The sequence below is a fragment of the Pseudomonas shahriarae genome, assembly GCF_014268455.2.
In the GTDB taxonomy this organism is placed as follows: Bacteria; Pseudomonadota; Gammaproteobacteria; order Pseudomonadales; family Pseudomonadaceae; genus Aquipseudomonas; species Aquipseudomonas shahriarae.
Genome location: NZ_CP077085.1, coordinates 2,177,109 through 2,198,319, shown reverse-complemented (window position 1 = coordinate 2,198,319; position 21,211 = coordinate 2,177,109). Strand labels below are relative to the sequence as shown.

General features: G+C 53.8%; 20 protein-coding genes. 4 read left to right on the top strand and 16 right to left on the bottom strand.

The features are described 5' to 3' along the window. Nucleotides 1–8: 8 nt before the first annotated feature. Genes kdpB through kdpF form a run of 3 tightly spaced genes read right to left on the bottom strand, consistent with a single transcriptional unit; the run spans nucleotide 9 to nucleotide 3,870 of the window. Nucleotides 9–2,072 carry a potassium-transporting ATPase subunit KdpB gene (gene kdpB / locus HU773_RS10025; protein ID WP_186626154.1) on the bottom strand — a complete coding sequence of 688 codons (2,064 nt, stop codon included), beginning with the start codon at nucleotides 2,070–2,072 and terminating at the stop codon, nucleotides 9–11. Nucleotides 2,073–2,077: 5 nt separating this feature from the next. Next, nucleotides 2,078–3,772 (bottom strand): potassium-transporting ATPase subunit KdpA, encoded by a 1,695-nt coding sequence (gene kdpA, locus HU773_RS10020; RefSeq protein ID WP_120732369.1) that lies wholly within the window; start codon nucleotides 3,770–3,772, stop codon nucleotides 2,078–2,080. A gap of 8 nt (nucleotides 3,773–3,780) precedes the next feature. Continuing rightward, the gene (gene kdpF / locus HU773_RS10015) at nucleotides 3,781–3,870 is read right to left on the bottom strand and encodes a K(+)-transporting ATPase subunit F (protein ID WP_032863112.1); all 90 of its coding nucleotides are present in this window, start codon (nucleotides 3,868–3,870) and stop codon (nucleotides 3,781–3,783) included. A gap of 400 nt (nucleotides 3,871–4,270) precedes the next feature. Between kdpF and eat the strand changes: the two genes are divergently transcribed. The 3 genes from eat to HU773_RS10000 all read left to right on the top strand — a co-directional run bounded on the left by eat (nucleotide 4,271) and on the right by HU773_RS10000 (nucleotide 6,639). After that, entirely contained in the window at nucleotides 4,271–5,635 is a 1,365-nt protein-coding gene (gene eat, locus HU773_RS10010) for an ethanolamine permease (protein WP_057439205.1), read from the top strand. Nucleotides 5,636–5,746: 111 nt separating this feature from the next. Continuing rightward, on the top strand, nucleotides 5,747–5,914 hold the full coding sequence (locus tag HU773_RS10005; protein ID WP_081044204.1) for a DUF2897 family protein: 168 nt from the start codon (nucleotides 5,747–5,749) through the stop codon (nucleotides 5,912–5,914). 134 nt (nucleotides 5,915–6,048) lie between these two features. Next, nucleotides 6,049–6,639: a TetR/AcrR family transcriptional regulator gene (locus HU773_RS10000; protein ID WP_186626155.1), complete on the top strand. Its 591-nt coding sequence runs from the start codon at nucleotides 6,049–6,051 to the stop codon at nucleotides 6,637–6,639. Nucleotides 6,640–6,656: 17 nt separating this feature from the next. Here the strand turns inward: HU773_RS10000 and HU773_RS09995 are convergent, their stop codons facing one another. After that, nucleotides 6,657–6,992: a ComEA family DNA-binding protein gene (locus HU773_RS09995; protein WP_120732365.1), complete on the bottom strand. Its 336-nt coding sequence runs from the start codon at nucleotides 6,990–6,992 to the stop codon at nucleotides 6,657–6,659. 311 nt (nucleotides 6,993–7,303) lie between these two features. On the opposite strand from HU773_RS09995, the gene HU773_RS09990 reads away from it, so the two are divergent. Beyond that, on the top strand, nucleotides 7,304–7,822 hold the full coding sequence (locus HU773_RS09990; protein WP_120732364.1) for a GNAT family N-acetyltransferase: 519 nt from the start codon (nucleotides 7,304–7,306) through the stop codon (nucleotides 7,820–7,822). A 51-nt stretch (nucleotides 7,823–7,873) separates the two neighbouring features. Here the strand turns inward: HU773_RS09990 and HU773_RS09985 are convergent, their stop codons facing one another. The 12 genes from HU773_RS09985 to rfbA form a co-directional block, all read right to left on the bottom strand. Continuing rightward, entirely contained in the window at nucleotides 7,874–9,868 is a 1,995-nt protein-coding gene (locus HU773_RS09985) for a polysaccharide biosynthesis protein (RefSeq protein WP_186626156.1), read from the bottom strand. A 223-nt stretch (nucleotides 9,869–10,091) separates the two neighbouring features. Further along, on the bottom strand, nucleotides 10,092–11,102 hold the full coding sequence (locus tag HU773_RS09980; protein WP_169989352.1) for an MraY family glycosyltransferase: 1,011 nt from the start codon (nucleotides 11,100–11,102) through the stop codon (nucleotides 10,092–10,094). Continuing rightward, the gene (locus HU773_RS09975; protein WP_169989353.1) at nucleotides 11,099–12,067 is read right to left on the bottom strand and encodes a UDP-glucose 4-epimerase family protein; all 969 of its coding nucleotides are present in this window, start codon (nucleotides 12,065–12,067) and stop codon (nucleotides 11,099–11,101) included. The genes HU773_RS09980 and HU773_RS09975 overlap by 4 nt, the downstream gene beginning before the upstream one ends. Then, nucleotides 12,064–12,975 (bottom strand): glycosyltransferase, encoded by a 912-nt coding sequence (locus HU773_RS09970; RefSeq protein ID WP_169989354.1) that lies wholly within the window; start codon nucleotides 12,973–12,975, stop codon nucleotides 12,064–12,066. The genes HU773_RS09975 and HU773_RS09970 overlap by 4 nt, the downstream gene beginning before the upstream one ends. A gap of 65 nt (nucleotides 12,976–13,040) precedes the next feature. Then, nucleotides 13,041–13,946 carry a glycosyltransferase family 2 protein gene (locus HU773_RS09965; protein WP_169989355.1) on the bottom strand — a complete coding sequence of 302 codons (906 nt, stop codon included), beginning with the start codon at nucleotides 13,944–13,946 and terminating at the stop codon, nucleotides 13,041–13,043. Nucleotide 13,947: 1 nt separating this feature from the next. Then, entirely contained in the window at nucleotides 13,948–15,051 is a 1,104-nt protein-coding gene (locus HU773_RS09960; protein WP_169989356.1) for a hypothetical protein, read from the bottom strand. Between the two features lie 84 nt (nucleotides 15,052–15,135). Then, nucleotides 15,136–16,563, bottom strand: a complete 1,428-nt coding sequence (locus HU773_RS09955) for a group 1 glycosyl transferase (protein WP_169989357.1) — start codon at nucleotides 16,561–16,563, stop codon at nucleotides 15,136–15,138. Next, nucleotides 16,560–17,837 carry an O-antigen translocase gene (locus HU773_RS09950; RefSeq protein ID WP_169989358.1) on the bottom strand — a complete coding sequence of 426 codons (1,278 nt, stop codon included), beginning with the start codon at nucleotides 17,835–17,837 and terminating at the stop codon, nucleotides 16,560–16,562. The genes HU773_RS09955 and HU773_RS09950 overlap by 4 nt, the downstream gene beginning before the upstream one ends. Beyond that, a complete protein-coding gene (locus HU773_RS09945; RefSeq protein WP_169989359.1) occupies nucleotides 17,834–18,961 on the bottom strand; it encodes a DegT/DnrJ/EryC1/StrS family aminotransferase in 1,128 nt (375 codons plus the stop codon). The genes HU773_RS09950 and HU773_RS09945 overlap by 4 nt, the downstream gene beginning before the upstream one ends. A 104-nt stretch (nucleotides 18,962–19,065) precedes the next feature. Further along, a complete protein-coding gene (locus tag HU773_RS09940) occupies nucleotides 19,066–19,470 on the bottom strand; it encodes a sugar 3,4-ketoisomerase (RefSeq protein WP_169989360.1) in 405 nt (134 codons plus the stop codon). Then, complete coding sequence (rfbC, locus tag HU773_RS09935) at nucleotides 19,467–20,033, bottom strand: dTDP-4-dehydrorhamnose 3,5-epimerase (RefSeq protein WP_169989361.1); 567 nt, start codon at nucleotides 20,031–20,033, stop codon at nucleotides 19,467–19,469. Before rfbC ends, HU773_RS09940 begins: the two co-directional genes overlap by 4 nt. Continuing rightward, nucleotides 20,030–20,923 (bottom strand): glucose-1-phosphate thymidylyltransferase RfbA, encoded by an 894-nt coding sequence (rfbA, locus tag HU773_RS09930; RefSeq protein ID WP_057439218.1) that lies wholly within the window; start codon nucleotides 20,921–20,923, stop codon nucleotides 20,030–20,032. Before rfbA ends, rfbC begins: the two co-directional genes overlap by 4 nt. Nucleotides 20,924–21,211 lie beyond the last annotated feature (288 nt).

Here is a 21,211-nt window from a genome sequence, read left to right as displayed (position 1 = left end):
GGGTTGGGTCAGACCAGGTGCAGCGCTGTCAGCAGCATGTCGATCGCCTTGATCCCGGCGAACGGCACCACAAGCCCGCCCACGCCATAGATCAACAGGTTGCGTCGCAGCAGCGCCGCCGCACTCGCCGCCTGCACCCGCACACCGCGCAGGGCCAGGGGGATCAGCACCACGATGATCAGCGCGTTGAACACAATCGCCGAAAGGATCGCGCTCTGCGGGCTGTTCAGGTGCATCACGTTAAGCACCCCCAGTTGCGGGTAGATCGAGGCAAACAGCGCCGGCAGGATGGCGAAGTACTTGGCGACGTCGTTGGCAATCGAAAAGGTGGTCAGCGCACCACGGGTCACCAGCAATTCCTTGCCGACCTGCACCACGTCCAGCAGCTTGGTCGGGTCGCTGTCGAGGTCGACCATGTTCGCCGCTTCGCGCGCCGCCTGGGTGCCGTCATTCATGGCCATGCCCACGTCCGCCTGGGCCAGGGCCGGGGCGTCGTTGGCACCGTCGCCACACATGGCCACCAGGCGCCCGTCGTTCTGCTCGTGGCGGATGCGCGCCAGTTTCTTCTCCGGCGTGGCTTCCGCCAGCACATCATCCACACCCGCTTCGGCGGCAATCGCGGCGGCGGTCAATGGGTTATCGCCGGTCACCATCACCGTGCGGATCCCCAGCTTGCGCAGCTCGGCAAAGCGCTCACGGATACCCGGCTTGACCACGTCCTTGAGGTGGATCGCGCCGAGCAATTTACCGTCGGCACACACCAGCAACGGAGTGCCGCCGCTCTGGGCGATCTTGTCGACTTCCCGGGACAGCGCGGGCAGCAGGTCTTGGCGTTGCTGACCGATAGACGCCAGCAGCGAATCGACAGCGCCTTTACGGTAGACGCGGCCCTGGTAATCCACCCCAGACAAGCGCGTTTCGGCGCTGAACGGCACGCCGGTCAGCTCTTGCACGGAGGGCTCGGTGTAAGGATGCAAGGCGCGCAGGTATTCGACGATGGATTTGCCTTCTGCCGTATCGTCGGCCAGCGAGGCCAGCAGCGCGCCTTCGGCCAATTCCTTGCCATTGACGCCAGGCGCGGCATAGATGCCTGCACAGCGCCGGTTACCGAAGGTGATGGTGCCGGTCTTGTCCAGCAACAGCACATGCACGTCCCCCGCCGCTTCCACGGCGCGCCCGGACTTGGCGATCACGTTGAGGCGCACCAGGCGGTCCATGCCGGCGATGCCGATGGCCGATAACAGGCCACCGATGGTGGTGGGAATCAGCGTGACCAGCAGCGCCACCAGGAACACCAGGGGCAGGCTGCCATTGGCGAAATAGGCGAAGGGTTGCAAGGTCACGACCACCAGCAGGAAGATCATGGTCAAGCCGATCAGCAGGATATCCAGCGCCACTTCGTTGGGGGTTTTCTGGCGTTTGGCGCCTTCCACCAGGGCGATCATGCGGTCGAGTGTCGATTCACCGGGGTTGGCGGTGATACGAATCACCAGCCAGTCCGAGACCAGCCGGGTATTGCCGGTGACGGCCGAGCGGTCACCGCCGGATTCGCGGATCACCGGTGCGGATTCACCGGTAATCGCCGCTTCATTGACCGCCGCAATACCCTCGATGACTTCACCGTCGCCGGGGATCATTTCCCCGGCCGCAACCCGCACCACATCACCTTTGCGCAGGCTGGTGGCGGGCACTACCGTGAAGCTGCCGTCTGCCTCCTGGCGTCGTGCACTCAGGCCTTCACTGCCAGCCTTGAGGCTGTCGGCACGGGCCTTGCCACGGCCCTCGGCCAAGGCTTCGGCGAAGTTGGCGAACAGCACGGTGAACCACAGCCACAGGGCAATCTGCACCGCGACAAAGGTCGGCACGCTGCTGTCCGGCACCAGGCACAGCACGGTGGTGAGGATCGCGGTCAGCTCGACCACCAGCATCACCGGCGAACGCTTCAACTGGCGCGGGTCCAGCTTGACGAACGCCTGGATCAGCGCCGGGCGCCACAGGGCCGAGATCGCGGTCTTGGCCGACTCCTGAGTCTTGACCGGAGCAGCATTGTTTACAGGCATATTCATGTTCATACCCCTTAGAAGCCCATGCTCAAGTGTTCAGCGATAGGGCCCAGTGCCAGCGCCGGCAGGAAGGTCAGGCCGCCCACCAGCAAAATGGTCACGGTCAACAACGTCACGAACAACGGGCCGTGGGTCGGAAAACTGTCCTGGCCAATCGGTGCGCTTTTCTTCATCGCCAGGCTGCCGGCGAGGGCCAGGATCGGGAGGATGTAGCCGAAGCGCCCGATCAACATGCCCAAGCCCAGCATCAGGTTATGAAACGGGGTATTGGCGCCCAGGCCACCAAAGGCCGAACCGTTGTTGGCACTGGCCGAGGTGTAGCCATAGAGCAACTGGCTGAAGCCGTGGGGGCCGGGGTTGCTGATGGTTGCAGCAGTGGCCGGCACGCTGGTGGCAATCGCGCCGAGCACCAGTACGCCAACGGGCATCACCAACAGGGTCACCACCAGCAGTTGCACTTCCCGGGCCTGGAGTTTCTTGCCGAGGTATTCCGGAGTGCGACCAATCATCAAGCCGGCGAGGAACACCGCGATCAGCACGTTGAGCAACATGCCGTACATACCGGCACCGACGCCGCCGAAGATCACTTCGCCGACCATCATATTGACCAGCGCCACCATCCCGCTCAGGGGGCTGAGGCTGTCCTGCATGCCGTTGACCGAACCGTTGGACGCTGCCGTGGTGGTCACCGACCACAACACGGTGGCAGTGGTGCCGAAACGCACTTCCTTGCCTTCCAGCGGTGCAGTCTGCTCGACGGCCGGGTTGTTCAGGGTCGGATTGGGCTGGTGCTCGGACCACAGCGACACCGAGCCGCCAATCAGGAACAACGCGAGCATGCAGCCGAGAATCGCCCGGCTCTGGCGCAGATCCTTGACGTAATGGCCGAAGGTAAACACCAGAGCCGCCGGGATCAGGATGATCGCCGCCACTTCAAACAGGTTGGCCCAGGCCGTCGGATCTTCGAACGGGTGCGCCGAGTTGACCCCGAAGAAGCCACCGCCGTTGGTCCCCAGTTGCTTGATCGCAATCTGGCTGGCGGCCGGGCCGAGTGGGATCACCTGATCAACGCCTTGCATCGTCAGGGCATCAACATAGTGAGCGAAGGTCTGTGGCACGCCCTGCCAGACCAAAAACAACGCCAGCACCAGGCACAATGGCAGCAAGCCATAGAGGGTGGCGCGGGTCATATCCACCCAGAAATTGCCCAGGGTGCTGGCGGACTTGCGACCAATCCCACGGCAAAGGGCGACAAGCACCGCCAGGCCGGTGGCGGCACTGACAAAGTTCTGCACGGTCAGGCCGGCCATCTGGCTCAGGTAGCTGAGGCTGGCTTCACCGCTGTAGGACTGCCAGTTAGTGTTGGTCATAAAACTGACGGCGGTATTGAACGCCTGCGTCCACTCCTGCCCAGGCAACTGCTGCGGGTTAAGCGGCAGGTAGCCCTGAAACAACAGGATCGTAAACAACAACAAAAAGCCCGACAGGTTGAAAGCCAGCAGGGCCAGGGCGTACTTCTGCCAACTTTGCTCTTGTTGCGCATCGACCCCGGCCAAGCGATAACATACGCGCTCGACCGGCCCGAACACTGGCGTAAGCCAAGTGCGCTGCCCTTCCATCACCTTGTAGTAGAACCGCCCCAGAAATGGCGCTGGAACCAGCACCACGGCAAAGAAGGCGATGATCAGCCAATAGTCATAACTGTGCATAGCCGCTCCTAGCCCCGATCCGCGCGCAACAGCGCGACCAGCAGATAAATGAATAGCGCCACGGCCAATAGCAGTGACACCCCATCCAGAACACTCATGGAAGTTTCTCCGTCAGACGGCGACTGCCGCGTATGGAGGTATTGTCCGCAGAAGGGGCGTAAAGGAACGAGGGCGAGGGGGTGGAGGGGGCGTAAAGATGGCGTAAAGAGTGGGTTGGGCGTGAGGTTTTCGGGGCTGTTGAGGCCGCTATCGCGGGCAAGCCCGGCTCCCACAGTTGACCGGGTGCATCCTTGGGAATACGGCCAAATGCGGCAGCCGGGCTTGCCCGCAATAGCATCAGCCTATCCGCCGCCGCCCTACCCTGGTGCACGGAATTACGGTCGCAAACAACAAACTATCTCCCGGGCGACAGTTCCTGCCCTTTACGACGCCCTTTTCCAAGCTGGCATGGCCGCTGCAATGTCCTGAAACATTCCAAACCGTTCTGGGAGCAGCGCAATGAACACCCAACTCAAGCCCACCTTGGGCACCTTGCATTTGTGGGGCATCGCCGTGGGGCTGGTGATCTCCGGCGAATACTTTGGCTGGAGCTATGGCTGGGGCGTGGCCGGGACGCTGGGCTTTTTGGTGACGTCATTGATGGTCGCTGCCATGTACACCTGTTTCATCTTCAGCTTCACCGAACTGACCACCGCAATTCCCCATGCCGGCGGGCCGTTTGCCTACAGCCGGCGGGCGTTCGGCGAGAAAGGCGGGCTGATCGCCGGGCTGGCCACCTTGATCGAGTTCGTCTTCGCGCCTCCGGCGATTGCCCTGGCCATCGGCGCCTACCTGAATGTGCAATTCCCGGCACTCGACCCGAAACACGCAGCGGTCGGGGCGTACTTTGTGTTCATGGGCTTGAATATTCTCGGGGTGAAACTGGCCGCGACCTTCGAGCTGGTGGTGTGCGTGCTGGCCGTGGCCGAACTGTTGGTCTTTATGGGCGTGGTGGCACCGGCATTCAGCTTCAGCAACTTCGCCCTCAACGGCTGGGCGGGTGCCGACACCTTTGGCGCGCCGGCGATAGCCGGGATTTTTGCCGCGATCCCCTTCGCCATCTGGTTCTTCCTCGCCATCGAAGGCGCCGCCATGGCCGCCGAAGAAGCCAAGGACCCCAAGCGCACGATTCCCAAGGCTTACATCAGCGGCATCCTGACCCTGGTGTTTCTAGCCATGGGCGTAATGTTCTTTGCCGGCGGCGTGGGCGACTGGCGCACCCTGTCGAACATCAACGACCCCTTGCCCCAGGCAATGAAAACCGTGGTGGGTGAAAGCTCCGGCTGGCTGCACATGCTGGTGTGGATCGGCCTGTTTGGCCTGGTGGCCAGCTTCCACGGCATCATCCTCGGCTACTCGCGCCAGTTCTTCGCCCTGGCCCGCGCCGGCTACCTGCCCTCCTCCCTGGCCAAGCTGTCACGCTTCCAGACACCCCACCGGGCGATCCTCGCCGGCGGCGTGGTGGGCATCGCCGCCATCTACAGCGACGGCCTGATCAACCTCGGCGGCATGACCCTGACCGCCGCGATGATCACCATGGCCGTGTTCGGCGCCATCGTCATGTACATCATGAGCATGCTCAGCCTGTTCAAGCTGCGTAAGAGCGAACCGTTGCTGGAACGCACCTTCCGCGCGCCGGGCTACCCGATCGTGCCGGCCATTGCGCTGATCCTGGCGCTGGTCTGCCTGGTGGCCATGGCGTGGTTCAATACCCTGATCGGCCTGATCTTCCTCGGGTTCATGGCCGCAGGTTTCATCTACTTCCAACTGACCGCCCAAGACCGCGCCGATGCGCCAGCGGATGCGATGTTGACCGGGCTCTAAACCAGCGAGGCAGAACGGGCCTACAATGGAACGACTGACGAAAGCCGTCACTCAAAGCTGATAGTGCCGTGGGGAATCTTCCCCACGGCAGTCGGCCTCAAGGAGAGCCCTATGCCCTGGTATGCCTGGTTGATCATGGTGGTCGCCATCGGTTCGATCGTTGGTGGCTTGCTGATGCTGCGTGACAGCGCCAACAAAGTGGAACTGACCGACGAACAACGCAAACGCGTCGCCGAGCGCAATGCTCAGGCCGACGCCAAGGATGCGCAGGATCGCTGAAACAAACGCCCCGTGCTGACCGTTACCGGCAGCACGCCAGGCGAGTCGATCTAGATTAGGGCAAATTTGTAATCGGTCCGCGAAACAGCACCAAACCTTGGTTAATATGGCCCCATGTTTCAGAGGGCCCTCTCATGCGCTACTCGCACAATCACAAAGCTCAAACCCACCAGCGCATCATTAAAGAGGCGTCGGTGCGCTTTCGCCGCGACGGCATTGGCGCCACCGGCCTGCAACCCCTGATGAAAGCCTTGAACCTGACCCATGGCGGGTTCTACGCCCACTTCAAATCCAAGAACGAACTGGTGGAAAAGGCCCTGCAAGCCGCCTCCGCCGAACTGGACGCGCATTGCGCGATGCTCTTCAACCAGGAACGACCACTGGAAGCCTTTATCGACAGTTACCTGTCAGAGTGGCATCACACCTCCCCCGACCAAGGCTGCCCGTTGCCCACCATGTCCTCGGAGCTGGGACAGCGCGGGCAACAGAGCCCCACCACCGATACAGTCCTCGACGCCCGGCTCAAGCAAATCGAAACCGCATTGGGCAGCCCCAATGCCGATGAACAAAGCCTGGTGATGATGTCGACACTGGTGGGGGCATTGGTCCTGGCGCGCAGTGTCGAAAACCCGGAACTGGCGACACGCATCCTCGACGTAGTGCGAGAAAACCTGAAAACCGGGATCAATACAGCCCCGGCAGACATAAAAAAGGCCGGTCAATGACCGGCCTCCTGCCTTGATTACTTAACCTCCAGCCTGTCGCGATTCTTCTCCAGCAGCGACTTGCCAATCCCCTTCACTTCCAGCAACTCATCCACCACCGTGAACGATCCATTGGACTCGCGATAAGCAATGATCGCCTTGGCCTTGGCGGCGCCAATGCCGAACAGATCACGGCGCAGGGTTTCAGCGTCTGCTGCGTTGAGGTTGACCTTGGGGGTGGGTTGTTCGCTTGCACTCAACTGGGCCGCGAGCGGCTGCGGCGTCTCGGGCCTGGCCGATGGGGCAGCGATCGACGCGGCGGACAGGCTGGTGAGGAAGGCAAAAAGCAGGGAGGAAAAAACGGATCTACGCATTAGAGACGCTCCATGACATCAATGGGAAAAGCAGCTTTCCGAAGCTGCTTTTCAAACTTAGGCGATGTGAGGAGGGTGTCAAAAATAGAGGTATTGCAAGATGTAGCGATACCCGATTTAGCGCTCAAAAATCGACAAATGATTTCGATAATCTCCAGATTGGACTATAGATAGAACTTTTCGACTAAGACATAGGAACGTATCATGTCTATCCGGCCCTAAGCATCGTCAGCCCGAAGCAAAAATTCGAACCAGCGCCTGCAAAAAAACCATGTACCATATATTAACGCGACCAGTTAAACGGAAAAAACATGAACTTAGAATCAAAAACTGTAAGGCTGCGACTCATCGAAGAGAGCGATGCCGAATTTGTTCTGAAACTGCGCCTCGATAACAATTACAACCAGTTCCTCTCTTCTGTAAACCCAAGTATTGAGGCTCAAAGAGAGTGGATCAACAAGTACAAGGGCGATGAGCAGAAAGGCATTCAATATTACTTCATTATTGAACGCCTTGATGGCGTACCTTGCGGCACAGTCAGACTTTATGACTTCAAAGGAAATTCATTTTGTTGGGGAAGTTGGATTCTCAACGAAGACAAGACCAGATATGCAGCCCTGGAAAGTGCGTTCCTGGTTTATCAGTTTGCCTTTGAAAATCTCGAATTTGAAAAATCACACTTTGATGTTAGAAAAGGAAATGATCGAGTCATTTCCTTTCATGAGAAAATGGGAGCAATCAAGACAGGTGAAACCGAACTCGATTTTCTCTTTGAAATCACCAAAGACGCAGTCAATAAAACCAGACTCCGTCTATCGAGCAAAATATAAAGCCAACTTGCCAGGCATTATGCCTGGCAACATTTACGCACACTATGCGCACTAAGGCTCCAGGCGACGCTGCTGGTAGATCCAGTCCACGATCTCGCCATCCGGAGCATATCCACTGACTGTATCGCGTAGCAGTTGACGGACCCTGCTGTAGTCGTCCGCGTCGACCGCCGCGAGTAGCTCTGTCAACTTCCCTTTAAGTATCTCCCAATCCAGATGATCCTCGTTGGCACTCATGATCATCGGATGCTGGGTGGCCACTACGTTGTCGCCAATCAGCAGTTCTTCGTAGAGTTTTTCACCGGGACGCAACCCGGTGAACTCAATGGCAATATCACCATGAGGGTTTCTATCCGAGCGAACACTCAAGCCAGACAGATGAATCATCTTCTCTGCCAGCTCGACGATTCTTACCGGCTCGCCCATATCGAGCACGAACACATCTCCGCCCTGCCCCATAGAGCCCGCCTGGATCACCAACTGGGCCGCTTCGGGAATAGTCATGAAGTAACGCGTGATCTTGGGGTGAGTGACCGTAAGCGGCCCACCAGATTTGATCTGCTTGTGAAACAACGGAATAACCGAGCCAGACGAGCCCAATACATTGCCAAAGCGAACCATGGTGAAACGGGTCTTGTTGACGCGGGAAATATTAGCCTTGTCGCCAAACAATACCGGGGCCAACTCACGGCTCAACGCCTGCAACGTCAACTCGGCCAAACGCTTGGTACTGCCCATGACATTGGTCGGGCGCACAGCCTTGTCCGTGGAGATCAGCACAAAGTTGGAGACCCCCGCCTGAAGCGCCGCCTGGGCGGTATTCAATGTACCAATGACATTGTTAAGGACACCCTCGGCAATGTTGTGCTCAACCATCGGTACATGTTTGTAGGCTGCCGCGTGGTAGACCGTATCAACATGCCAGGTCTTCATCACGTCGAGCAATTTTGCCTGGTTGCGTACCGAGCCTAGGATCGGTAGCAAGCGAACAGGCAGCGACTCACGAGTGATGCGCTGCTCAAGCTCGGACAGAATGCTGTAAAGGTTGAATTCACTGTGCTCGAACAGCAACAAGGTAGTAGGACGCAATGCCAGGATCTGGCGGCAAAGCTCCGAACCAATCGAACCGCCCGCCCCCGTGACGAGCACGCTCTGACCTTTGATGCAATGCTCCAGCAAATCGCCCTGGGCAGGCACGGCATCCCGCCCGAGCAAGTCGGCAATGTCTACTTCCTGAATGTCATCGACCTTCACCCGGCCGCTGGCAAGATCCATGAAACCCGGCACACTCCGTACGTGCAGCGGGAACCCTTCCAACAGGCCGAGAATCTCGCGCCGCCGCGCACGATTGGACGACGGAATGGCCAACAGGATTTCCTGAGCCCCCGTGGTGTCGATCATCTGTTGAATGTGCTTGGGCTTGAACACTTGGAGGCCGGAGATGACGCGATCGGAAATACTGCTGTCGTCATCGATAAACGCCACCGGACGCATGACCCGCCCCATGCGAAGCGCAGCCACCAGTTGATTGCCGGCAGCACCTGCGCCGTAGATCGCAACCTTGGTCAGGCCATCATCGCGACTGGTAAACGGCACATACTGGGCTGCTGCAAACCAATCCCCCAGAAAGTACTGGCGCATGGCCAGGCGCAAACCACCAATCATGATCAGGCTGAGCCACCAGTAGTTGAACACGATAGAGCGTGGTACGACGTTCTCGTGGTTGCTGTACCAATAGACTACAACCCCCAAGATCAACGCCGACAGGCTGACCGCCTTGATAATCGCGATAAGCGCATCGTTACCGAAGTACCGCATCACGGCGCGATACATGCCAAAACGAATAAACAGCGGGATCGAGACGATTGGCGCGCTGATGAACAGCCATGAATGCAACACGACGGGGTTGACCAACTCGTCGATCCCCAGACGAACCACAAATGCCATCCAGAGGGCGAGCCAGACCAGCACGATGTCGGCAATGACCTGGAGGATGCGTTTGCGTCTGCGAGGAAGGCTCAGCAAATATGCCCGTAATTTATCCATGTTGTTCCCGACTACCCCTTACTGCATACAATTGAAAAAACGCCCGGCTGGAGACTTCCGACAGTTATTCTGATCAGGCGTAAAAAGCATGTTGCCACGGTTTAGCTCCTTGATACTAAGAATGTAAAGCCCGCAGAAAAAAAACTGCCGGTAATTTACATATATCAGTGCCGAATCCAAGCCCACCTAGCAGCAAGGAAAATTGACGCTTTGGCCAGCGGCGCTACTCTCTCTGCCCTGCACTATATTTGACAGCCAGGAATACTAGGGGAAGATACGCAATAACTGTCCCCACCCCTGCGTCCAGCCCAAAAAGCGCCACCGCCAATGCCAACGGCAACAGCCAAACTACATTGATAACGGCAACCGCAAGTGTGACGGGCAGATGGCGGCCATATTGGCGGCTGGCAAATTGGTAGGCATGGCTGCGATGGGCCTCATAGACTTTATCGCCCCGGGCAAGCCGTCGGATGAGAGTAAAGGTCGCATCCACGATAAAGACACCCAGCATGATCAGCCAAGCGAAGAAAAACTCACTGCCGGCCCAGGCGGCCTGAACAGAAAGACCTCCCAGAATGATCCCCAGAAACCCACTACCTGCGTCGCCCATGAAAATACGGGCCGGCGGGAAATTCCAATACAGGAAGCCAGCCACAGAAGCACTCAACAACAAGGGTGCCCACATCATCGACGGCTGCCCGCTCAAAAAGTAAATCAGCGTCAGCGCGAGACAGGCACAGATAGCCTGCAGACTGGCAAGACCGTCAATACCGTCCATGAAGTTGTAGAGATTCAGCATCCAGACCAGGTAAAACACGGCCAGGACATGGCCTACCCAACCAAGATCGAACGTAACGCCAAAAGCTGAAATTGCCGGTAGTCCCTGCATCCAGGACAACATCCAGATCGCGGCGGCAAAATGCCCCAACAAGCGCCAACGAGCGGCGATATGACCATGATCGTCCATAAAGCCGATGATTGCGATCAACAACCCTGCACCTAGCAGAGCAGCACTCTCAGCAACCGTTATCAACTGGGCACCCGCCAGCCACACGAGTGCAAAGGCAAACGTCAGTACAATCGCCACTCCCCCACCGCGAGGGGTGGGGACCGTGTGCGAACTGCGAGCATTGGGAATATCAATGATGCTGCGACGCAACGCGTATTGACGCAAGAGCGCCGTCAGCGCCAGGGAAACCAAGGCGACAATGGGAAAGATGTACCAGTACTTCATTCAGTTCGCTCGCTGACATAGTGTTGCGCAGTAACAGCAAGACCTTGCTCGAGTGTAAGTGGCGGCTGCCAACCCAACACCTGGCGCGCCTTGGTGACATCGACTTGCAGCGAGCCGCAAAGACGTTGGGACAGCGCTTCTTTGCCTAACAAAGTCGCCCCCCAGACAAGTACCCACTGTGGAACCGGTATCAACCTGGCTGGGGCGCCCAGGGCTTTTGCAAGTTTACGTAGCAGCTCACTAGTCGACACGTCATCCCCGTCGCTCGCCAAGAAGGTCTCATTGGACGCAGCCGGGTGAGTCGTACAGGTCAAGATCAGGCTCACGAGATTGTCCAGCGCAACGAGGCTTCTTTGGTTGCGTATGGCACCAAATGGCAGAGGAACGCGCTTCACGAGCCATTTCATCATGCTTTCAAAGTTGGCTTTGACTCCCGGTCCATACACAAGTACCGGTCGGATTATCACCACTTCAAGCCCGGTCTCAAGCGCAAGAGCTTTCAACGCCTCCTCCGCCTCCATCTTGGAAACACCATAAGGATCAACGGGCGCCGACGGGTCTGTTTCGCGAAAAGGTCGGCCCGGGGCGGTTTGCTCGCCGTTGACTTTCACCGAACTGACGAACACAAAGCGCCTGGCTCCTGCGGACGCTGCGCTACGGGCCAACGCAAGGGTATGCCCGACATTGACCCGCCGAAACGCCGCAAGAGGATCCGTTTCGGTGTCGTTCATGACGTGAACGCGTGAAGCGAGATGAACAACAACATCTACGCCCTGCAAAGCTGGGTGCTCTGGTGACACAGCCGAGAAATCGGCAAGCACGACGTACTCGACATCAGAAGCAGAAGCATCCGGCAGACGACGGACAAGGGCACGCACCTGATAATCAGCGCTCCCCTGCAATTGTTGAATCAGATGACGGCCGACAAAACCGCTGCTGCCGGTGACCAATAACTGGGTTTTCATTTCTTTTGCCTCAAAACCGCCAACACCAGACACAAACCAGCGAATACCAACTTATCCCGTGGGCGTCTGCGGCACTTCGCGGCACTGGTCGCCAAGCGCAGCAGGTCCAGGCGCCCCAGCCCGATCCAGCGCCGGACAAAAGGTTCGTCAACCATACCGACCATGCCGGCGATCAGTGCAGCCTGATTCAGCCACCAACCATCTAGCACTTGGGAAAGGCGTTTCTTGAACGCCTTTGAGCCGCTATTCACCCCGACCTGGTTACCACCATGCTGGCGATAGCGCATATAAGGCCGGCTATCGATCACCCACTTGAATCCGTGTGAACGGCTATAGGCATAACAATACCAATCATGCAGCGTCACCCCCTGTACTTGTACAAAACGACTGTTGATATGCTGTTGAAGCTCAACAAATAGACGCTGGGAAAAGACGTAAGTGCACCCAGGGCCGGCTGCCTCGAACAAATGATCGTACGCAACCTGAGGCTGCGATTTGACAATGGTCGACTCACGACCATCAGGCCAGAATGCCGTTACATTGCCGGAGTAGCCGTCAGCCCCTGTATCGTTCATGTGCTGCGTGGCGCTGACAAGTTTATCTGGCAGCCAGATATCGTCCTGGTCGGCGAATGAAAAATAATCAAAGTCTTCAGTGGGTGCTTCATTGACCAGGCGGAAAAAGTTTCGTGCCGCACCACCAAATTTTTCACCGTGGGCCAGGGATTTGACCCTTGAGTCTCTCTGGCACAGTTGATCGACCCATTCTTCGGTACCGTCGTTGGAGCTGTCCACACTGATCAGAATCGAGACGGATACGCCCACTTGCCCCAAGATCGAGTCAACTTGTTCGGCCATCCAACGCATACCGTTGTAGGCAGCGAGCAGAACCAGAATACGTGGCTGCATCAGAATCCACCCTTAGTACTTGATCCAAAAACAATCCTTGAAAAATTACGTCCTGAAAATAGCATTCAACGCACCCCGCCCAACTTTTTCTGCCAGCCATGGCTTACGCCGCGAATCATCATTCTCAGCGATTTGAGCTTATTGTCGTCAATCAGCAGATTAACGAAAAAACGCAGTACCAATGCAGACAGCAGACGTTTTTTCCAACAGGTCGGCGTATGGCGCATACGGCAAACAGCGACGGTATTACGAAAGAAAAAATAACGGCGCACGGGGGAGTATCTAAAAAAACTCAAGCCAAAAATCTTGACGGGAGGAGCATCAGACAATGCATGGCCCATTTCCACATTCAGGCAACCATACAACGTATAGCCCTGATCACGGACCCGAAAGCACCACTCCGTATCCGTAAAGTCGACGAACATACCTTCGTCATAGCGAATACCTTCGATCCACGCCCGAGTGCTGATGAACATCCCCGAGGTAATGAGCGCATCCGCTTTTACCAAGCCGTGCTCATCATCAGAGCTGAAAACCGGCTTGATTGCGCCGTTGATTGAACTGTAAAAAGGGAAATTGATTTTCTTTCCATCACGACGGTCAAAAAACGCCGGGCTAACAGCAATACAACTGGCATCCTTTGCCTTGGCGCTCATCATCGCCTGATACAACCGCGCAATCAGATCGGGTTCAGCATGACTGTCCTGGTCGAACGTCACGACGTATTGCATACCCGCTTCAATCGCCATGGCAAAGCCGGTATTGAGCGCGGTGCCCAACCCCTGGTTGCCATTGAGCGAGACATAGTTGACCCGCGCACGCACTTCAGGCTCCTGCGCCAGAAATGATTCGCTCCCGCCGTTATCGACCAACACCAGAAACTCAACCTGAGCTGCCAGGGAAGTCAGCAGCTCATCAAGTATCTTAATATCGGGATTATAACCGACGACTATTGCTGCAACAGTATTCAACTTACCTCCTGACCTCGGCATGCAACGCCGAAGGTTCTTGATTTTTTATCACGACAGACCAGTACCACAATATCACTAAGAACCCGAAGGAATTGAAAAGAACGGGATTACTTAAAGACATTATAAGATACATAAAAATTATCAAGCGGCTGGACGATCCTTGCACACTTGGTACATACCTGCGAGTAGGAAAAAGCAGAATACTAAACAAGAGGATCGATAAAGGAAGGCCAACATACCGGATTGAATCCATCCAGGTAATTTCAGTTTGCGACACCAACCTTTGATAGCCTTCAGTATAAAAAAATGAGCCAAGGCCATTACCGAACACCAGCATTTTCCAATCCACAACATTCAGAAACGACAAAAAGTGGCCAATCTTTATACTGTTAGACGCTTCATCGGAGCTGAATACGCTAGTTTCCGCGACCAAGTACCCCACAACCAAAGAAACCGCAGGAACCAAAACGCTTAACACCAACAGGCGCACAGCCCAACTTTGGTTATAAAAGTACAAGACAAACATCGAAATCATACCCATCACCATCAACCCTCTAGAGGCCGACGAGACAATAGCGACCATTATCACAATCATAAAAAATAACGAATGAAGTCTTTTAGACTTCAAAAAATCAATAAAAAACAAAGATAAAGGAAGCAACATAAACGGAGAGGAGCGATGATGAAGCATAAACATCTCCAACCCGCCAAAATTACGCAGACCGTAATATCCAAGTTCATTAGCATTATAAAAATCGAGCAGTGCCACCGCCAGAAATGATCCTGGCTCGACCATCAATACAAAAGAAAACATACACATGATAAGCGCGAAGATAGCACCTACAGATTTGACAATTTCACCCATATCCACCCTGAACTCAGCGATGGTATAGATCAGAAAGAGTGAGACAGCGCCCAACAGCATTTGCCGGGAAAAATCAGCGTCTGTGTCACCGATCAGCCCTAGAAGGAAACCATATAAAAAAATCGAAACCACAATAATCGGCGCAATCGTTCTCAGTGGCCGAGCCAACAAAACATAAACCGCCATCAAAAAAAGCGGTATAAAAAACAATTTATTCAGTACAAAGATCGGCACCAGCACGGTCGACAGACAATAAAAGAATAATAGCCAACGTATAATCCGACTAGTCATTGAAAACCCACGCTCGATCAACGAAAACAATATTCATCGAAACTTCCTCGCCAAGATCATCTTCGCCAACAGCTTAAATTTTTTCCCCATAGATAGCGCAGCGAACAAGCGGCACGCCAAATTCCGCTCGAATCTGGACAGTAGTAAAAAGGTATCCAAGGCAATATCCACGTTTAAAGAGCCTTTTGGCTCCTCAAAAAAAGCTGTATCTCCTGCCCAATTACCGTTTGAATCCAGTGGGTTCGCGCAAACCTGCCCGTCGTACAGACAGTTCAGATAGCGCTCCTTTACCGAGTCATACGCATTAACCTTCTCAATAGCAAAAAAAGTTTCCTTGTCGTATCTGTAGTCTGCTATAGATTCCATAACAGCGTCGATATCGGCTCGCTTGAGCTTGTCCGCCGGGGAATAGCCCTGGACCGGGGAGATTAGCCCGACACACCGCTGCCCTTTGACGAATTGCTCTGCGAAAGCAGTCCCGCCTGGCAGTGGGTGGCTATCAACGTAAAAGTCCGCCTTAGTGACCAACTTACTGTACTCCTGAAAATCAAGGTGTGCCCTGATACTCAGCCTGGAGCCATATCGAAGTTTTAATGGCCACCACCAGAACGCTTTTTTAACGTCACTGCCAATAACCATGAATGTGGAGGCGGGGTAATCATCAAGAATACGTGCTACTAACTTGAAAATACTAAAGCCTTTGCGGGGCTTGTACTTGATATCTGAGCCTGCAGAAATGAAAAGCAACGCAGCCTGCGTGGTTGGTTTGAAATCACCAGCCATCTGCGCACGTGGCATGTTCAGCGGGATACCCAGGAAGCTCTTACGCCCCTGAATACACTTCGTTAAATCAAAACGGCGGCCGTGGCCGCTGAGCTCAAAGTAATAGTCCGCGACCGAACTCCCATAGGAGAAAACGTGGTCGGCATGATTGACAAAAAACACTTCAAGCCCGGAAAGACGTTTTGCTACTCCACACGCGATGACTACCAGGATATCGTCAGGATGGATATGCAGGACGGCCTTTTTATAGCCCGACAATAGACCAACCATCTCCGCCAGCGCATCGACAGGACACGAAGCACTAACGACTCTGGTTTTATCAAAAAATCTACAAACCTGGGCCTTGGCATCTAGTGCTGCTTGGCGTGAGATCAACAGATCGGCAGGTTCGGCATGCATGGAGGCAAGCTTTTCCATCAACCTCGTATGCCCACCGGTCATGAAGGGCTCGCTCACAACATGCAAAACCTCCCCACACTCATTTAGCGCCGCCACAGAACCTGTATCCGCCATCGAAAGACAGCGCTCAATGAGGTCCGCTTCGATAAGCGGCGCATCGTGAATCCCTACATCCGCAAACCAGAGAAGGTTGCCGTAGGCACACGCCAGTGCGAGCGCCTGATTCAGGTCAGCCGTCTCGCGAATAGCAACTTCAAAATCCTTAAATATCTTTTTCAAGCTTTATGTTCCAGCTTATTATGAAAATAGTTATCCAACCTTAAATAGACAAAAATATACATAACTAAACTATACAACGCATAATTTACCGCATAGGCCCAGGTAGCCGACTCAACCCCCCACCATTGCGTGAATACTATGGTCAACAAATACAACGAAATACTAAATATTATTTCAGTTATGATAAAAACCTTAACCATGGCTCGACTGAGCATGACATATGCCATTATCCAACTAAATATTTTCAAGGAGTCGCCCACGACTTGCCCGGCGAAAAAATTCCGAACAGGGTAGAAGTCAGAGGTGAACAGCACTGCCACTACAAAATCCCGAAGAACATATATTGTCCCAGCGGCTAACAAAGCAACCGGAAAAATCAGCTTATAGCCCTGTATAATCTCCGCTCTTACCTCATTCGCCGTTTTCAACTCAGAAAGCTTAGGAAGATAGTAAACACTTAATGTTGTCGTTACCAGTAATAGGTAAGCAGCGCTCAAGCGCCACATAGCCTCCCAATAGCCAGCCATTTCCCAGCCATATTCTGTCCCGATATGACTACGGACCAGCATCTGCGCTAACGGTGCGCATGCTGCAGAAACAACCGCCATCAAGAAGAAGGCAAATAATTTCTTCGCGATCTGTTTGTCCGGGCACCCAAATAGGTATGAGATCTTAAACCATTGAGTTCTCAGGCAAAGCAGCAATGTCACAATAAAACTGATAGATTGGTAAATAACCAGCGCTACCAACGCGCCATACAAACCGAAGTTGGTTGCCAGATAAAAAGTCACACCAAATGATAGAAAACTGCCCGCGATATTAGCAACGATATATAGTACAATTTCCTTTCGCCCGTTCAATATCGCAAGCAGCAATATATTCAGCGAAAAAAAAATAACAACACAGGAAAACCAAAGAAAGACACCACTCAAGTCGGTATTATTTAAAAACAACGATGCAAGCTCTTTACTGTAAACCGCAACAAGCAATGCAACAGCAACACTACCCACCACTGCAACAAACCCTGCTGTTTTCCATAGTTTAATCTGCTGCTCAGGCTCTTCATGATATTCAGCTGTATACTTGACAACGCCATTGGTAATAGCGCCACCAGTAAATATCGTTATAACCTGCAACGCATTCTGAAATTGCCCTATCGCGGCATATCCAGCCGGCCCTACATAAATCGCCAAGACTTTATTAAGACCCAACAAGGTAATCATTTTAATGGCAACAGCAATACCATTTAACAAGCTGGTCTTAACAAGATTCATACAGTGTCCGGTCGAAAGCTATTACAGGCATCGATAACAACACGAGCCTCTTCGAAGGACAATGTCGGTCCTATTGGCAAGCTGAGAATTTGCTCATGTATCTGTACCGAGATAGGAAGTTTTTGCTCCTTCAGATCAGCATATGCCTGTTGGAAGTGAGGCGGAATTGGGTAATGGATGAGTGTTTGTATACCTTGTGCGCTGAGGTGGGCTTGAAGAGCATCCCTATGGGCACACAGCACAGTGTATACATGCCATACATGGCTGTCGTTACTCGAGGCGTTGAATGCCGCCCCCACAGGCAATGTAATAGCTGGGTTACTGATCAACTGGCCATACAGCCCAGCGATTTCACGACGATGTGCTGTTTGTTTATCCAAGTATTTCAATTTCACCGATAAGCATGCAGCCTGCATTTCATCCAGCCGGCTGTTGATACCGCGATAAATATTCTTATATTTTTCGTGCGACCCGTAGTTGCCCAACGCTCGAACTGTCTTGGCCAGGAATTCGTCATTAGTCGTGACTGCCCCAGCGTCACCCAGCGCGCCTAGATTTTTCCCGGGATAGAAGCTAAACCCGGATGCATGCCCCCAACTACCGGCCTTCTTCCCATCGAGAGTTGCCCCATGGGATTGCGCCGAATCTTCAAGAACTAGTAAGTCATGGGCGCGAGCAAGCTCCATGATTTTCGGCATATCAGCCAGCCGACCGTAAAGGTGCACAGGCAAAATCATCCGAGTTTTTGATGTAATCGCTGCCTTTGCGTTCACTGGGCATATATTGAACGTCTTCGGATCAGGCTCAACCAATACGGGGGTCAATCCATTCTCTGAAATGGCGAGGATACTAGCAATATAAGTATTGGAGGGAACAAGAACCTCATCGCCCTCCGCAAGGAGACCCAACTCCTTCCAGGCACGAATGACTAATACCAACGCATCCAGCCCGTTAGCAACACCAATGCAGTGTTCAACACCACAGTATTGAGCAAACTCCTGTTCGAATGTCTGTAGCTCTTTCCCACCGATATACCAGCCAGAATCAACAACGCGCGCACAGGCTGTCACCAACTCATCACGGCAGAGATCATTTACAGACTTCAAATCAAGAAATTTTATCATTTATAAAACACTCTTTACTTTAACGCGCCAGAAATCGGATTGACTGTAACCATCACATTAATTAACTGGCCGTTTCACCAGAAAATCGGAACACTATCTATATTTTAGAAATCATTAATCAAATTTTTGAATACCGAGTATTCCCTTAGATAATCACTCTCATCATAAATATCACTCGCCAATACCAGCAGTACGCAATCCGGGCTGAAATCATGCATCTCGTGCCAAATCATGCGATCGATAATGATGGCCTTATCAGGCGCGTCCAGCCACACTTCCTCTTTGCTCACCCCATCATCAAGCTTCATCAAACAGCGTCCAGAAACACAGACGGCCACCTGCAGCAGTTCCTTATGGGCATGAAATCCACGCGGAACTCCTTGTTTAGTTCCAGTGAGGTAATAAACACGTTTAATTTCAAACGGAATATCATTTTCATACTCCAGCGCAACCAGTTGGCCCCGCTCATCACCTTTGGAGGTGATATCCAGAAACTTGATCAAACTCATGCTTGCTTCTCCGAGAGGCTATCGGATGTCGGAGCCTTGTCATCTTTATCACTAACGTTAAAGCCGCCGGTAGCAGGCCAATTTATCCCAAGCCTTGCATCACTCCAGTGCAGCGCCCCTTCAGAGTCTTTATCGTAATAATCTGTCGTTTTATACAAAAAATGCGTGCCATCTTCCAAAGCAACAAAACCGTGGGCGAAACCCTCAGGAATCCATAGCATCAAGTTGTTTTGGGTGTTTAGCTCCACGCCGACCCATTGCAGGTAAGTGCTGGACCCAGGCCGAATATCCACTGCCACATCAAAAGCGGCACCGCGTACCACACGCACCAGCTTGCCTTGGGCATGCGGTGCGCGCTGGAAGTGCAGCCCCCTTAGAACGCCCTTTGCCGAGCAGGAATGATTGTCCTGGACAAATGCTCGCGGAATAGGCAACTCAAGCTCTTTAAGTGCTGTATGAAACCGCTCTTCGTTAAAGCTTTCCATAAACCAGCCGCGATCATCGCCAAAAACTTTTGGCTCAATGATTACAACGTCAGGAATAGCAGTCTGAATCAGTTTCATGCCTTTGAGGCCTCTTCCAGAAGTTTCTGCAAGTACTGGCCATAGCCTGTCTTTTTCAGTTTTTCCGCCTGAGCACCCAGTTGCTCTGGGGTGATCCAGCCTTTATGGAATGCAATTTCTTCAAGGCAGGCGACTTTCAACCCCTGGCGGTGCTCAATGGTATGAACGAAATGACTCGCCTCCAGGAGCGACTCATGAGTACCCGTGTCCAGCCAGGCAAAACCACGGCCCAGCATTTCCACGGTTAATGACTTGTCATCCAGATAGGCGCGGTTGACGTCAGTGATTTCAAGCTCGCCACGCGGCGACGGCTTGATGCTCTTGGCAATGTCAACCACTCGATTGTCGTAGAAGTACAAGCCTGTCACTGCATAGTTGGACTTCGGTTTCGTCGGTTTTTCTTCGATGCTCAATGCCCGACCAGTGGCATCGAACTCAACAACACCAAAACGCTCAGGATCTGATACGTGATACCCAAAGACTGTCGCACCAGATGTCTGGGACATGGCGGAGCGCAAGTTATCGGAAAAGTGCTGGCCGTAGAAAATATTGTCGCCAAGGATCAGGCAGCAAGGATCGTCACCAATAAACTCCTCGCCAATCAGGAAGGCCTGGGCCAAACCGTCCGGACTGGGTTGCTCGGCATAGCTAAGCTGGATGCCGTACTGGCTGCCGTCTCCCAGGAGCTTTTTAAAGCAAGGCAGATCTTCAGGGGTAGAGATGATCAAGATTTCGCGCATGCCAGCCAGCATCAACACCGACAACGGATAGAAAATCATCGGCTTGTCGAAAATAGGCAACATTTGCTTGGATACACCCAGTGTCAGCGGGTGCAAACGCGTCCCGGAGCCGCCAGCGAGGATGATGCCTTTACGTTTGATGTCCGTCATATCTGTAAGACTTCCTTAAATATCTGCATTACACCAAGCCACACATGTTTGAGCAGGTGAAAAATAGAGCGTAGCTTCTCGGTATTGAGCTGCAATTTCAATGTCTGTGGCCGGCAATTCGAAGTCACCAATATAAAAATTTAATCTCTTCGGGGGAGAACTCTCACCTGCAACTGCTTCCTGCACGCCGCAGACAACCCTCTGCGCCAAGAATGACCGAATGAGCCAGGCTGATCGAATCGCGTAATTATGATCCATCCACTGCCGGTGGCTGCCGTTTTTTTATGA

Coding starts and splice junctions, on each gene's coding strand:
- kdpB (WP_186626154.1), bottom strand. CDS start 2,072: ATGAACATGAATATGCCTGTAAACAATGCTGCTCCGGTCAAGACTCAG.
- kdpA (WP_120732369.1), bottom strand. CDS start 3,772: ATGCACAGTTATGACTATTGGCTGATCATCGCCTTCTTTGCCGTGGTG.
- kdpF (WP_032863112.1), bottom strand. CDS start 3,870: ATGAGTGTTCTGGATGGGGTGTCACTGCTATTGGCCGTGGCGCTATTC.
- eat (WP_057439205.1), top strand. CDS start 4,271: ATGAACACCCAACTCAAGCCCACCTTGGGCACCTTGCATTTGTGGGGC.
- HU773_RS10005 (WP_081044204.1), top strand. CDS start 5,747: ATGCCCTGGTATGCCTGGTTGATCATGGTGGTCGCCATCGGTTCGATC.
- HU773_RS10000 (WP_186626155.1), top strand. CDS start 6,049: ATGCGCTACTCGCACAATCACAAAGCTCAAACCCACCAGCGCATCATT.
- HU773_RS09995 (WP_120732365.1), bottom strand. CDS start 6,992: ATGCGTAGATCCGTTTTTTCCTCCCTGCTTTTTGCCTTCCTCACCAGC.
- HU773_RS09990 (WP_120732364.1), top strand. CDS start 7,304: ATGAACTTAGAATCAAAAACTGTAAGGCTGCGACTCATCGAAGAGAGC.
- HU773_RS09985 (WP_186626156.1), bottom strand. CDS start 9,868: ATGGATAAATTACGGGCATATTTGCTGAGCCTTCCTCGCAGACGCAAA.
- HU773_RS09980 (WP_169989352.1), bottom strand. CDS start 11,102: ATGAAGTACTGGTACATCTTTCCCATTGTCGCCTTGGTTTCCCTGGCG.
- HU773_RS09975 (WP_169989353.1), bottom strand. CDS start 12,067: ATGAAAACCCAGTTATTGGTCACCGGCAGCAGCGGTTTTGTCGGCCGT.
- HU773_RS09970 (WP_169989354.1), bottom strand. CDS start 12,975: ATGCAGCCACGTATTCTGGTTCTGCTCGCTGCCTACAACGGTATGCGT.
- HU773_RS09950 (WP_169989358.1), bottom strand. CDS start 17,837: ATGAATCTTGTTAAGACCAGCTTGTTAAATGGTATTGCTGTTGCCATT.
- HU773_RS09945 (WP_169989359.1), bottom strand. CDS start 18,961: ATGATAAAATTTCTTGATTTGAAGTCTGTAAATGATCTCTGCCGTGAT.
- HU773_RS09940 (WP_169989360.1), bottom strand. CDS start 19,470: ATGAGTTTGATCAAGTTTCTGGATATCACCTCCAAAGGTGATGAGCGG.
- rfbC (WP_169989361.1), bottom strand. CDS start 20,033: ATGAAACTGATTCAGACTGCTATTCCTGACGTTGTAATCATTGAGCCA.
- rfbA (WP_057439218.1), bottom strand. CDS start 20,923: ATGACGGACATCAAACGTAAAGGCATCATCCTCGCTGGCGGCTCCGGG.